We start from the raw sequence: 12536 nt of genomic DNA, 5'->3' as shown, positions 1-12536 counted from the left end.
CTTTCAAGGAGAAGGCCATCATGAGCACGATGCTCGCATATCGCATTCACCGCTTCGGCGGTCCCGAAGTGTTCAAGGCCGAGAAGATCGAGATCCCCGAGCCTGGCGCCGGCCAGGTGCTGGTGCGCGTGCGCGCGGCCAGCGCCAATCCGGTGGACCTGAAGACGCGCTCGGGCCAGTACCCGTTGATTCGTGAAGAGAAGCTGCCCTATACGCTCGGGCGCGATTTTTCCGGAGTGGTCGAACGGGTCGGCGAGGGCGTCGGGCAATGGCGCGCGGGCGAGCAGGTGTATGGCTTCGTTGGCCAGGGACAGGGTGCGTACGCGGAATTCGTCGTCGTGTCCGCGAGCGCGCTAGCGCATGCGCCGGAAAAACTGGATGTGGGGTCCGCGGGCGCCGTGCCGCTCGCCGCGTTGACCGCATGGCAGGGGCTGTTCGATCACGGCTGCCTCGAAGCCGGCGGCCGCGTGCTGATCCATGCGGGCGCGGGCGGCGTTGGACATTTCGCCGTGCAGTTCGCCAAGCAGAAGGGCGCGCAAGTGTACGCTACGGCGTCCGGCGACGGCATCGAGTTCGTGCGCTCGCTCGGTGCGGATCGCGTGATCGACTATCACGCGCAGCGCTTCGAAGACGTCGCGCGCGACATCGACCTCGTGTTCGATCTGATCGGCGGCGATACGCAGCGCCGCTCGTGGTCGGCGGTCGCGACCGGTGGCGCGCTGGTCTCGACGCTCAACGAGCCGTCGCAGACCGAGGCATCGAACCATGGCGCACGGGCCACGCGTTATACCGCGCGACCCGACGGCCGGCAATTGACGGAGATCGCGTCGTTGCTCGACAAGGGCAGCGTGCGTGTCGTGGTCGCCGAACGGTTTGCGTTCGATGCGACGGCCAAGGCGCTGGAACGGCTCGCGAAAGGCCACGTGCGCGGCAAGATCGTGGTGGAGATGGCGTCGTAGTACGGAGAGCGCGCTGTCTGCTAGTTCGGATTCGCGTCGTCGCTCGCGCTGCGCAGCGGCGCGCGGCTCTGATCGTTATTCAGATGCACGAACTTTCTCAACAGTCTCAATAGCTCTCGCGCATCCTCGTCTCCCATCCCGTCGAGCAGGCCGTGATTGAGCGCGTTGACGCCGGGGATCAATTCATCGAGCAACTGCTCTCCAGCCGGCGTCAGCAATAGACGACGCTGGCGGCGCGGCAGAACTTCGCGCACGATCCAGCCTTTCGCTTCGAGCCGTACCGCGATATCGGCGGTGGTCGACGTGTCGAGGCCCACTCGCTGCGCGAGCGTGACCTGATCGAGTCCGGGCAATTCCTGCAGCATTCTGAGCACCGCATACTGAACGGGCGTCACCTCGCGTCCGATCAGATCATGAAACATGGACACGGAAATCTGATGCGCGCGTCGGATCAAATGGCCGGGCTGGTCGTACAGATCGATGCTGATCGCGGAAGTGCTGGTATCGGTTGAAGTGACCATATTAGTTCTGAAGACCTCGCGCCTTTTCGTTGCGAATGGAAATGGCGAACCGGCGTTCGTGTTACCTGATTGAAAGTTCGTCTAGGGGAAAACCTTCATTTAATCATTAAAGACACATTGAGTACACTGAATCTCAATGAGTAGGCTGAATGCAATCCATGAATAATCCAGGGAGTGAGACTGACATGTTTCCCAAGAATGCGTGGTACGTCGCATGTATGCCCGATGAAGTCGCGGATAAGCCGCTCGGCCGGCAGATCTGCGGCGAGCCGATGGTTTTCTATCGCAACGCGGAAGGTGCCGTGGTGGCGCTCGAAGACTTCTGTCCGCATCGCGGCGCGCCGCTGTCGCTCGGTTTCGTGCGCGATGGCACGCTCGTGTGCGGCTATCACGGCCTCGAAATGGGCTGTCAGGGCAAGGCGACCGGCATGCCGGGGCAACGCGTCAACGGCTTTCCATCGATTCGAAGCTATCCAGCGATCGAGCGCTATGGCTTCGTCTGGGTGTGGCCCGGCGATGCGGCGCAGGCCGATGCCGCCAAGCTGCATCATCTGGAGTGGGCCGAGAGTGCCGAATGGGCGTACGGCGGCGGTCTTTATCACATCCGCTGCGATTACCGGCTAATGATCGACAACCTGATGGATCTGACGCACGAGACCTATGTGCACGCGAACAGCATCGGGCAAAAGGAAATCGACGAAGCCGCGCCCAAAACCGTGGCCGAAGGCGATACCGTGCGCACGAGCCGTTTCATGGAAAACGTCGCGGCGCCGCCGTTCTGGAAGATGGCGTTGCGCGGCAATGGTCTCGCCGACGACGTGCCCGTCGACCGTTGGCAGATCTGCCACTTCACGCCGCCGAGTCACGTGCTGATCGAGGTGGGCGTCGCGCATGCCGGGCATGGCGGCTATCACGCGCCGGCCGACCAGAAAGCGTCGTCGATCGTGGTGGATTTCATCACGCCGGAAACGGAAACGTCGATCTGGTATTTCTGGGGCATGGCGCGCAATTTCCGTCCCGACGATGCGGCGCTGACCGCGAGCATCCGCGAAGGGCAGGGCAAGATCTTCAGTGAAGATCTGGAGATGCTCGAACGTCAGCAGCAGAACCTGTTGCGCTGGCCCGAGCGCAATCTGCTGAAGCTCAATATCGATGCGGGCGGCGTGATGTCGCGTCGCGTGATCGATCGGCTCGTCGCGCAGGAACGCGCGGAGACGGGCGCGCCGCAGGCTGAAGTGACGCGCGTCATTCCCGTGCGGCCGGCGACATGAATCATCCCGTGCTGAATGTGGTGGTGGCGCGCCGGCGCGACGAAGCGCTCGGTATCGCGAGCTTCGAACTCGAGAGCGAAAACGCTCAGGCGTTGCCGGCCTTCGACGCCGGCTCGCACGTCGATCTGCATTTGCCAAACGGGCTCGTGCGTCAGTACTCGTTGTGCAACGATCCACGCGAAACGCATCGCTATCTGATCGCGGTGCTGCGCGACGAAGGGGGACGCGGCGGATCGAAAGCGGTGCACGATCTGGTCCGCGAAGGCGATCGCCTGCAGATCAGCGCGCCGCGCAATCATTTCGCGCTCGCTGACGATGCGGCTCATCATCTGCTGCTCGCGGGCGGGATCGGCGTCACGCCGATTCTTTGCATGGCCGAGCGGCTTGCCGCCACGGGCGCTTCGTTCGACATGCACTACTGCACGCGCTCGAAGGAACGCACGGCGTTCGTCGAGCGTCTTGCACAAGCTGGCTTCGCGAAGTCGGTCCAGCTTCATCACGATGACCATCCGGGCGGCTCGACGTTCGATATCGAGCAGACGCTCAGCGATGCGCCGGCCGGCACCCACCTGTATGTCTGCGGTCCGCGCGGCTTCATGGACTTCGTGCTCGAGACCGCGCGTGCGAAGGGCTGGCCGGAACACAGGCTGCACTACGAGTTCTTCGGCGCGGCCGCGAATCAGGCGGCGACGGGCGGCAGCTTCCAGGTGCGCATCGCGAGCAGCGGCGCGACGATCGACGTGCGGCCCGAATGCACGGTCGTGCAGGCGCTGGCCGCGCATGGCGTCGAAGTGATCACGTCGTGCGAGCAGGGCGTGTGCGGTACCTGTTTGACGCGGGTGCTGTCCGGTGAGCCGGATCATCTGGATTCGTATCTGACCGACGAGGAACGCGCGGCAAACGATCAGTTCCTGCCGTGCTGCTCGCGCGCGAAATCGCCGCTGCTGGTGCTCGATCTGTGATTTTCTGCGGTACGACGGGCCTGTTGCCCGTCGTACCGCTTATTTATTGCGCTTTTCCCTCGGAATCCGACGAACTTACCGTGCGCACACTCAACGCCGGATCGTGCGCAATCGCTTCTTCGGAGAAGGGAATAATCGTCCAGCGTTGGGCCGCGTAATCGTGCGTCCCGTCGGCATAGTGCGGCGACGCCGGGTCATCCGATTCTGACGGTGCGAGCAGCGTGCGCGCGATCACCTGAGCGCCGGCGAACGACACTATCTGCAGATAGGTGTCGCCCATTGGCTTGACGTTCATCGAATAGCCGCTCGCATCGAAGGGATGCGCGGCACACGCCGAGGTGAAATAGCCGCCCGCGTCGCAACCCCCGAATAGCGCAATGCGCTCGTCGTTGCGTTGCACGTAGAGCGCCACGCTGCGCGGTGCATCGATCGCGATGCCGGCGCGTTGCAGTGCCGCGAGCGCGTCATGCAGCGCGGCGGCGAGCTGCGGCGGATCGGCGGCGATGCCCGCGGGTGTGGTCAACGGCTTCGCGGGATCGAACGGTACCGCGTATAGCTGCGCGGGCCGTATCGTCAGCAGACGTCGCCACAGTTCGTCCCACAAGGTTGCCCCCACTGCGTCGGCCGCGGCCGTATCGTCCCATGCGGCGAGTACCTTGCACGCCGCGCGCTGCGGGTCGGCGTTCGGGCCGGCCGGCAGGGCCGCGAGTGCGTCGCTGCCGCACAGACGGTCGAGCACGGGTTGCTCGAACAGCAACGCCGACATCGAGCGGCTGTCGAGCGCAGCGTGACCGAGTGTATCGGCGCAAACGCCATGCGGATCGCTCTGCAATTGCGCCGCGATCGTATGGCCCAGTCGCGTGCGCAGCGTCTGCGGCGTCGCGGTCGCACCGATGATCTTCGCGTAGCCGGTCATCGGTTCGGCCGGGTTGCTGAGCCAGTAACTGTCGTTGAAATTGCCGACATAGTCGCGCCGAAGCAGCGACGGCATCTGCGCGACCGGCAACGCATGATGCTGTACCGCGCCGGGCTCGTCGCGCCAGTCGCAGTCGCTGCGCGAACCGTCGAGGACCGGCACGCCGGGCATGATCCGCGCCAGTGCCCGGCCGACCGGCGGCGTGCAACGCTGCGTGAGTTCGTCGGGCACGTCAGGGGTCGCGCCGATATCCGCGTACCAGACGCGCGGATCGTCACGGCCGATCGCGAGCGTGTTGACCCACGGCATCGCCGCGTTCTTCTTCTGGATGGCGATGAAATCGTCGAGCGAGGCCGCCTGATTCCATGCGCGGAAGTTTTCGAACACGCGGAAGTTGTCGGTATTGATATCGCGCAGCGCGAACGCCTGCTGCGCATTCCACGCGAGCGCGGGCGACATCGTGCCGAGATTGACCAGCGGTCCGAAGCGCGAACGATACAGCGTGCGCGACACGGTATGCAGCGAACCGTCGGCGGCGCGTACCTCGACGTTCACGCGCGTCGGCGTCATCGCTTCGCTGTTGCCGTCGACCTGATACCGGGTTGGCGCGCCAGGCTGGATGCCCCGTTTGGGCGTGCTCTGATTTCTTTCGAACTGTCAGTTAGCTATTAATGTCATGTGGCTAGAAAGCAGTGCTCCCGCATTCCGGTCATCAGTAGTTTACGGACGTTGAACCTGGAGCGAAAAGCTATACCGCGTGTCGTCGATCGTCGTGCATTTTTGATCAATGAATGTCTTCAGGAGCAAGGCCCTGCGATCGGTTCCCGCCAGGGTGTTCATCGTAACGACGAGTGTAATTATCGCGCTCGGCGCGGTCCACTATCGTTCCGCGGTCAGGCAAATGACAGGAGCCACATTTCACGATCAGAAATCAGATGACGGGAAATACATCGCCCGGTATGCATATCTGCCTCGCGACCGGATCGCCTTGAGGCTGTACCGGGCAACTACGGCGGAATTGCTCGCCGCGAGAGTTTATCGATATCCAGAGCGAATCCGGCTGTTTTGGACAGAGGACTCTCTGATATACGACACATCGGCGGAAGGCGACGACGGAGAAATTGAGCTACCGCCGTCATGATGGGACCGTGCCACGGCAAAACTGCCTTGAAGAATGTTCTCGGCCCACGAGTGCAAGAAGCCTTGCCGAAAGCGCTGGGCGCCGTCAATGGCATGACACGGTTTTCAAGGCTGGGCGACCGGACGTGGGAGCGGAGCGAGCCGCGCGAAACCCGCTGGGCGGCGGGCTTCAGGCGCAACTTTTGGTGCTGAGACAGCGATTATTTCCACCGGGAGATGGTTAGTCGTCAAGCTTTCGCTGACCACGCTTCCTGCTCCGCCGGAAAACCAGCACAGCTGCGGCGAACCCTAGCACGATTGCGGCCGACGACATGAGGAAGGCCAGGTCGGATTCTTGATATGCCGTCTTGACCCCATACAGACGAACCGCCAATTTCCATATCGGGTTCGAAAAGTTCAAGGGCGCTTCGGGATTCATCATCCACCACAGCGCATTGGCAAAGATTGCGAGCAGTAAGCCGAAACCGACCGCGAGGCAGATTAGGAGCTTTCTCATCTCACCATCACTTCACCGTACGCTTTAAGTTCCGAACCGGGAACTGAAACTTTCGGCGTATCGGTTAGTATTGAACGGATATGACGCCAGTCCGCGAGTTGATCGATAGTTATGCAGCCCTCGCTTTTCCCCAATCTTCCCTTTGGGTGCAATCGGAATCGGCCGCGAATGATTCCGTCGCATAAGAGTTTGTCGTCATCAATATCGCCGTCGATAGCGTGGAGCGCGAACCATTCGCTCTTGTTATTGCCATTCAGGTTAAGCTGATCTTTCCATGGCCCAAGAATGCCTCCGGACCTTCGGTCAAAAATATAATACCTGCCGACGGGAATGGCGCCATACTTCGGCGTGCACATTCCAGCCGCCCTATTGATATAACCTTCCTGCCCAGAGTACGCGGGAAACGCTAGCGCGCCAATGCGAAATTCGCTCATTGGCTTATTATTCAGTTTGAATGAGCATTGAAGCATCAGTCCTCCATATCGACTGACAAGTGTGATATAAGAAAAATAGTTCAGTTATGCCGCGCGGCCATTTTAAAGGCAATTTATTTTGAGAAGGCCATTATTGAAAAAATTTCCGCAGCAACAATTCCTGCCTACGCAGCAACTCGTCTACGCGTTCGCATAACCGAGCGAATGCACCCTTCTGCTGACCTGTTCGAGTCAGCGCGAACCTCACGCCCGCACCCTCGGCAGACGCGGCCTGATTTTTGCTGATGTGCTCGGACGTCGCCTCGTTCGCAGGGGACGGCGCGTGTCGAAAGGTCATCACTGTCAGCGGGGTTCTCAGTGGCAGCAGCGGAAGCATCCAGAACGTCAGGCCGGCGCGTCACGCGCGGCAGCGTCACGTTGTTACCGGCGCTCGCTATCGGTTTCGCCAACTCCGCACACGCGAACACGGTGGCGCCGCTGAACTACTTCCTGCATGCGGCTGGCCCGGCCGCTCGTCCGACGCTGTACCTCGGCTGGGTTTTCACCGCGATCGTGACGCTGGTCACGCTGTTCGTCGCTGGCCTGTTGATCGGCGCGATGGTCCGCAAGCGTCCCGTGGCGCAACCGGATGCGCTGAGCGCCGAGCCCGGCGGCATCCGCTGGGTGTTCATCGGCACCGCGGTGTCGTCGGTCGTGCTGTTGGCGATGCTGGTCTATGCATTGATCACGCTCGAATCGGTGGCGTCGCCCGCGTCGGATCCGCAATTGACGATCACCGTGACCGCTTACGACTGGTGGTGGAAAGCCGACTACCGCGACGATCCGAACCCCGCCCGCAACTTCACCACGGCGAACGAGATTCATATTCCGGTCGGTGAGCCGGTGAAGATCGAACTCAAAAGCGCGGACGTCGTGCACGCATTCTGGGTACCGCAACTCGCGGGCAAGACGGAGACGATTCCAGGCCAAACCAACGAGCAGTGGCTGCAGGCGGACCGTCCCGGTATTTATCGTGGGCAGTGCTCGCAGTTCTGCGGCGCGCAGCACGCGCATATGGCGTTCGAAGTGATCGCGCAGGACGCCGCGGCGTTCAACGCGTGGCGCGACGCGCAGGGACGCGCTGCCACCGTGCCCACGGGCGACGCGGCCGTCGCGGCCGGCCAGCATCTGTTCGAGGAGCGCTGCGCGGGCTGCCACACGATTCGCGGCACCAAGGCGACTGGCGTGCAGGCACCCGATCTGACCCATCTCGGTTCGCGTCGCACGATCGCGGCAGGCGCGCTCAGCAACACGCCCGACCATCTGCTCGACTGGATCGAGCACGCCCAGCGGATCAAACCCGATGCATTGATGCCCAGTATCGCGCTGACCACCAGCGAGGCCGCCGCGTTGTCGGCGTATCTCGCGACGCTGCATTGAAGCGCATCGCACTCGAGGAGCCCGTTCAATGTCCGATCATCCCGTTTCCGCTTCGCTACCCGCGCTGACCCGCACGCCGCGGCGCGGCCGTGTCGAGCTCGGCAGCGAGCAGGAAAAGCGGCTGCGCGAAATCTGGGAGTCGCGGCCCGGCTGGCGCGGCTGGTTCTCGACGGTCGATCACAAGACCATCGGCTTGCGCTACCTGGTGACCGCGTTCATCTTTCTGCTGATGGGCGGCGTCGAAGCGCTGATTATGCGCGTTCAACTGGCGCGCCCCAACGCAACGGTGCTGACGCCCGAACAGTACAACCAGCTGTTCACGATGCACGGACTGACGATGATCTTTCTGTACGCGCTGCCCGTTCTGTCCGGCTTCTCGAACTATCTATGGCCGCTCGTGCTCGGCGCGCGCGACATGGCCTTTCCGCGCCTGAACGCGCTGTCGTATTGGGTGTTCCTGTTCGCCGGCATCTTCCTGTATGCGAGTTTTCCGACGGGACAGGCGCCCGACGCCGGCTGGTTCAACTACGTGCCGCTGTCCGACCTCGAGTACAGCAACGGCCCGAATATCGACGTGTACGCGCTAGGCATGGTGCTGCTCGGCATTTCGACGACGGTCGGCGCGATGAACTTCGTCGTCACGCTACTGAGGATGCGCGCGCCGGGCATGTCGCTCGATCGCGTGCCGGTGCTCGTGTGGGGCACGCTGACCGCGTCGGCCGGTAATCTGTTGGCGGTGCCGTCGGTAAGCCTCGCGTTTCTGATGCTGTGGATGGACCGCCGCATCGGCACGCATTTCTTCGACGTGCTCAATAGCGGGCGGCCGCTGCTCTGGCAGCACCTGTTCTGGATTTTCGCGCACCCGTGGGTCTACGTGGTCGTGTTGCCGGCCATGGGCATCGTGTCGGATGCGTTGCCGGTCTTTTGCCGCCGGCCGCTGGTCGGTTATGGGCCGGTCGCGTTGGCGACGGTCGCGACGATGGTGGTCGGCTTTGCCGTGTGGATTCACCATATGTTCGCGACCGGTATCCCCGCGCTCGCGCTGTCGTTCTTCGGCTCGGCCAGCATGGTCATCGCGGTGCCGAGCGCGGTCGCGACGTTCGCCTGGGTCGCGACGATCTGGACCGGTCGCCCCGTGTATCGCGTGCCGTTCCTGTTTTTCGCGGGCTTCGTGCTGCTGTTCGTGATCGGCGGCGTCTCCGGCGTGATGACGGCCGCGGTGCCGTTCGACTGGCAACTCACCGACACGTACTTCGTCGTCGCGCATCTGCACTACGTGCTGCTTGGCATCAACGTATTTCCGGTGATCGGCGGCATCTACTTCTGGTTTCCAAAATTCACCGGCAGGATGACGAACGAGCGTCTCGGCAAGCTCGCGTTCTGGGTGCTCTTCATCGGCTTCAACGTCGCGTTCTTTCCGATGCATATCGCGGGACTGCTCGGCATGCCGCGCCGCATGTACACGTATCCCGCCGACATGGGCTGGAACACGGTGAATCTCGTCACGTCGCTCGGTTCGTTCCTGTTTGCGGCCGGCGTGCTGCTGTTTCTGATCGATATAGCGGTGAGCCTGAGGCGCGGAAAGGTCGCCGGCAACAATCCGTGGGACGCGCCGACGCTCGAATGGTCGATCAGCTCGCCGCCGCCGCCGTACAACTTCGCGGTGGTGCCGACGCTCGCGAGCCGGCATCCGTTGTGGGAAGGCCGGATCGAGGAGCCGGGCGACGCGGTTCAAACACGCTCGCAACTCGACGAAGGCTATCTGCTCGCGCAAGGTCGCGAAGCATTGGGCACGACCGCGCTCGAGGCGAGTCCCGACGTGATCCTGAAGATGCCCGAAGATTCGTACGCGCCGTTCTGGCTCGCGGTCTTTGCCGCGCTATTGTTCGCGGGGCTCGCCTTGACCGCCTGGGTGTTCGTGGGGGCGATGCTGGCCGGCTGCGCGGTCTCGATCATCACGTGGCTGTGGCCCGAGCGCGCGCTGATCCAGCGCGAGCCGGTCGCGGTCGAGGATGCGGGAGGCTGACATGAGCGATGCACTGGATCTCAATCGCTCGTCGAGCGAACCGGACGAGACCGCGCGTGCGTTGCCGGTTGGCAGCGCGGGCGAGCGATCGAGCGGCTGGTGGGGCTGCTTCACGCTGATCACGACCGAAGGCGCGCTGTTCGGCTATCTGATCTTCTCGTATCTGTATCTGGCCTCGCAAAGCCAGCAGCATTGGCCGCCGGAAGGATTGCCGAAGCTCGGGCTCGGCAGCGCGAATACGGTCATTCTGCTATCGAGCAGCGTGTTCGTCTGGTTCTGCGAGCGCTGCGTGCGTCGGCGGCGATTGCGGCTCGGTGTCGCGTCGATGGCGGTGGGCATCGTGCTGGGCTGCATCTTCCTGGGCATTCAGTTGCGCGAATGGCACAACCACCCCTATGGGCTGACCTCGCATCTCTATGGTTCGCTGTACTTCACGATTACCGGCTTTCACATGGCGCACGTACTGGTCGGGATCGTCGTGCTGACGCTGCTGGCGATCTGGACCGCGCTCGGCTATTTCGACGACAAACGCTGCGCGGCGCTGTCGGTCGGTGGGCTATATTGGCACTTCGTCGATGCCGTCTGGCTGTTCATTTTCAGCACGCTGTATCTGACGCCGTATCTGTTCCGGGAGTGGTCATGACGACAGCGCCCAGAGACTCGCACATCTCGATGCCCTACGTGCTGATCGGTCTGCTCGCGGCGCCGTTCGCGTGGCTGTTGCAGATGATGCTCGCGGAAGCGCTCGCGGCGCAGGCCTGCTATCCGTACAACCATCCGCTCGGCGCGCCGCTCGTGTCGTGGATGCGTCCGGCGCTCGTCGCGCTCGGCACCGTGTGTCTGATCGCGGGCGCGTTCGGCACGTGGGTCGCGTGGCGCAATTTGCGCCGCGTCGCGCCACTGAAGTTCGGTGCGCTGAACGGCGTGCGCCGCACGCGTGCCGAACTCGACTGGTTTCTGACGCGCGTCGCGGTGATGTGCAGCACGCTGTTTCTGTTCGCATTGATCGCAACGGATGCCGCGGTCGCGATCGTGTCGCCGTGCAGGTGGTGGTGATGAAGCGCGACGTTCTCAACGCGCTCAGGTTCGCCATCGCGGCCGCATGCCCGCTGACGATAGCTGCGACCGCAAACGCCGCCAGCGCCTCCACCGACGCCGCGCAGGTCGCGCGCGGCGCATATCTCGCCAAAGCCGCCGATTGCGCCGGTTGCCACACCGCCGCGCCGCGCGTGCCGCATCCGGGGGCGGCGCCTGAAGCAACGCCGCCGTTTGCCGGCGGCCTCGGCATGGGTTCGCCGTTCGGCACGATCTATACGGCGAACATCACGCCGGACCCGCAATACGGCATCGGCCGCTATAGCTATGACGACTTCGCGCGCGCGTTGCGCGAGGGCATCGCGCCTGGGGGCAAGCGGCTTTATCCGGCGATGCCGTACCCGTCGTTCGCGAAGATCACCGACGACGACATGCATGCTCTCTACGCATACTTCATGCACGGCGTGCAACCGGTCGCGGCGCCCGCCCCGCAAACGCGCTTGCCGTTTCCATTCAATCAGCGCTGGGTATTGATGTTCTGGGACTGGGCATTCGCGCCGAAAGGCCAGTTCAAAGCCGATGCGAAACGCGATGCGCAATGGAATCGCGGCGCGTACCTGGTGCAATCGCTTGGCCATTGCGGCGCCTGCCACACGCCGCGCGGACCGGCGTACGAAGAGCGCGGCTATGACGAGTCGGCATCGGCCTATCTGACGGGAGGCACCAACGATCACTGGTTCGCGCCGAACCTGAGCGCCGACCCGGGCTCGGGGCTCGGCCGCAGTTCCGCGACCGACATCGTCGAGTTCCTTCGAAACGGCCACGGCGGCGGACTCATCCCGTTCGGCAGCATGGTTCAGGTCGTCGAAGACAGCACGCAGTACCTGAACGACGACGATCTCGCGGCGATCGCCGCGTATTTGAAGAGCCTGCCGCCGCGCGCGCCAAGCGGCTATTTCAACGCCCGCTCCGCCGCCGCGCAGCAAACCGTACGGGCGCTGAAAACCGGGGATGTGGAAAGACCCGGCGCGGGCATTTACGCATCGTATTGCGCGCGCTGTCATCAGATGGATGGGGCGGGGGTGCCGAACAAGTATCCGCGCCTCGCGGGCAACCCCGCGGTGTTGTCGGCGTCGAGCGCGTCATTGGTGCGCTTGCTGGTCGAAGGCGGGGGCAGTCCGCATACCGAGTCGGGACCGGAGCCGCGCAAGATGCCGTCTTTCGCCGGCAAGCTGACGGACACCGAAATGGCGCGCGTGCTCACGTTTGTTCGGACCACATGGGGAAATATGGCCGGACCGGTCACGCGAAACGATGTGTCGAGCGTGCGCGGCGCATTGCGCAAGTAAATGCCAAC

Annotated in this window: 12 protein-coding genes; 8 read left to right on the top strand and 4 right to left on the bottom strand. The window is 63.2% G+C overall.

Annotated features, from left to right (window positions below; all coding sequences use genetic code 11):
- Nucleotides 1–20 precede the first annotated feature (20 nt).
- Complete coding sequence (locus tag OKW27_RS18210; RefSeq protein ID WP_429334309.1) at nucleotides 21–959, top strand: NADP-dependent oxidoreductase; 939 nt, start codon at nucleotides 21–23, stop codon at nucleotides 957–959.
- A 20-nt stretch (nucleotides 960–979) separates the two neighbouring features.
- Here OKW27_RS18210 and OKW27_RS18205 read toward each other — a convergent pair whose 3' ends face one another.
- The gene (locus OKW27_RS18205) at nucleotides 980–1480 is read right to left on the bottom strand and encodes a MarR family winged helix-turn-helix transcriptional regulator (protein WP_090809135.1); all 501 of its coding nucleotides are present in this window, start codon (nucleotides 1478–1480) and stop codon (nucleotides 980–982) included.
- A gap of 185 nt (nucleotides 1481–1665) precedes the next feature.
- Here OKW27_RS18205 and OKW27_RS18200 point away from each other — a divergent pair, with 185 nt between their 5' ends.
- Together OKW27_RS18200 and OKW27_RS18195 are read left to right on the top strand one after the other, a co-directional pair.
- Entirely contained in the window at nucleotides 1666–2751 is a 1086-nt protein-coding gene (locus OKW27_RS18200; RefSeq protein ID WP_429334308.1) for a Rieske 2Fe-2S domain-containing protein, read from the top strand.
- Entirely contained in the window at nucleotides 2748–3713 is a 966-nt protein-coding gene (locus OKW27_RS18195; protein ID WP_429334307.1) for a PDR/VanB family oxidoreductase, read from the top strand. The genes OKW27_RS18200 and OKW27_RS18195 overlap by 4 nt, the downstream gene beginning before the upstream one ends.
- A gap of 43 nt (nucleotides 3714–3756) precedes the next feature.
- On the opposite strand, the gene OKW27_RS18190 is transcribed toward OKW27_RS18195, so the two are convergent.
- The 3 genes from OKW27_RS18190 to OKW27_RS18180 all read right to left on the bottom strand — a co-directional run bounded on the left by OKW27_RS18190 (nucleotide 3757) and on the right by OKW27_RS18180 (nucleotide 6699).
- Nucleotides 3757–5250 (bottom strand): penicillin acylase family protein, encoded by a 1494-nt coding sequence (locus OKW27_RS18190; protein ID WP_429334629.1) that lies wholly within the window; start codon nucleotides 5248–5250, stop codon nucleotides 3757–3759.
- Nucleotides 5251–5989: 739 nt separating this feature from the next.
- Entirely contained in the window at nucleotides 5990–6265 is a 276-nt protein-coding gene (locus OKW27_RS18185) for a hypothetical protein (protein ID WP_090809143.1), read from the bottom strand.
- Nucleotides 6262–6699 (bottom strand): DUF2778 domain-containing protein, encoded by a 438-nt coding sequence (locus OKW27_RS18180; RefSeq protein ID WP_429334306.1) that lies wholly within the window; start codon nucleotides 6697–6699, stop codon nucleotides 6262–6264. Before OKW27_RS18180 ends, OKW27_RS18185 begins: the two co-directional genes overlap by 4 nt.
- A 357-nt stretch (nucleotides 6700–7056) precedes the next feature.
- On the opposite strand from OKW27_RS18180, the gene coxB reads away from it, so the two are divergent.
- Genes coxB through OKW27_RS18155 form a run of 5 tightly spaced genes read left to right on the top strand, consistent with a single transcriptional unit; the run spans nucleotide 7057 to nucleotide 12528 of the window.
- Nucleotides 7057–8118 carry a cytochrome c oxidase subunit II gene (coxB, locus tag OKW27_RS18175; RefSeq protein WP_429334305.1) on the top strand — a complete coding sequence of 354 codons (1062 nt, stop codon included), beginning with the start codon at nucleotides 7057–7059 and terminating at the stop codon, nucleotides 8116–8118.
- 28 nt (nucleotides 8119–8146) lie between these two features.
- Nucleotides 8147–10144, top strand: a complete 1998-nt coding sequence (gene ctaD, locus OKW27_RS18170) for a cytochrome c oxidase subunit I (RefSeq protein WP_429334304.1) — start codon at nucleotides 8147–8149, stop codon at nucleotides 10142–10144.
- A 1-nt stretch (nucleotide 10145) separates the two neighbouring features.
- A complete protein-coding gene (locus tag OKW27_RS18165; RefSeq protein WP_429334303.1) occupies nucleotides 10146–10787 on the top strand; it encodes a cytochrome c oxidase subunit 3 in 642 nt (213 codons plus the stop codon).
- Nucleotides 10784–11200 (top strand): hypothetical protein, encoded by a 417-nt coding sequence (locus OKW27_RS18160; RefSeq protein ID WP_429334302.1) that lies wholly within the window; start codon nucleotides 10784–10786, stop codon nucleotides 11198–11200. Before OKW27_RS18165 ends, OKW27_RS18160 begins: the two co-directional genes overlap by 4 nt.
- Complete coding sequence (locus OKW27_RS18155) at nucleotides 11200–12528, top strand: c-type cytochrome (RefSeq protein ID WP_429334301.1); 1329 nt, start codon at nucleotides 11200–11202, stop codon at nucleotides 12526–12528. Before OKW27_RS18160 ends, OKW27_RS18155 begins: the two co-directional genes overlap by 1 nt.
- Nucleotides 12529–12536: the final 8 nt, after the last annotated feature.

The organism is Paraburkholderia sp. 35.1 (assembly GCF_050436525.1).
Classification (GTDB): domain Bacteria; phylum Pseudomonadota; class Gammaproteobacteria; order Burkholderiales; family Burkholderiaceae; genus Paraburkholderia; species Paraburkholderia tuberum.
The sequence above is the reverse complement of the archived record's forward strand: the minus strand, read 5'-3'. Positions and strand labels throughout refer to the sequence as shown.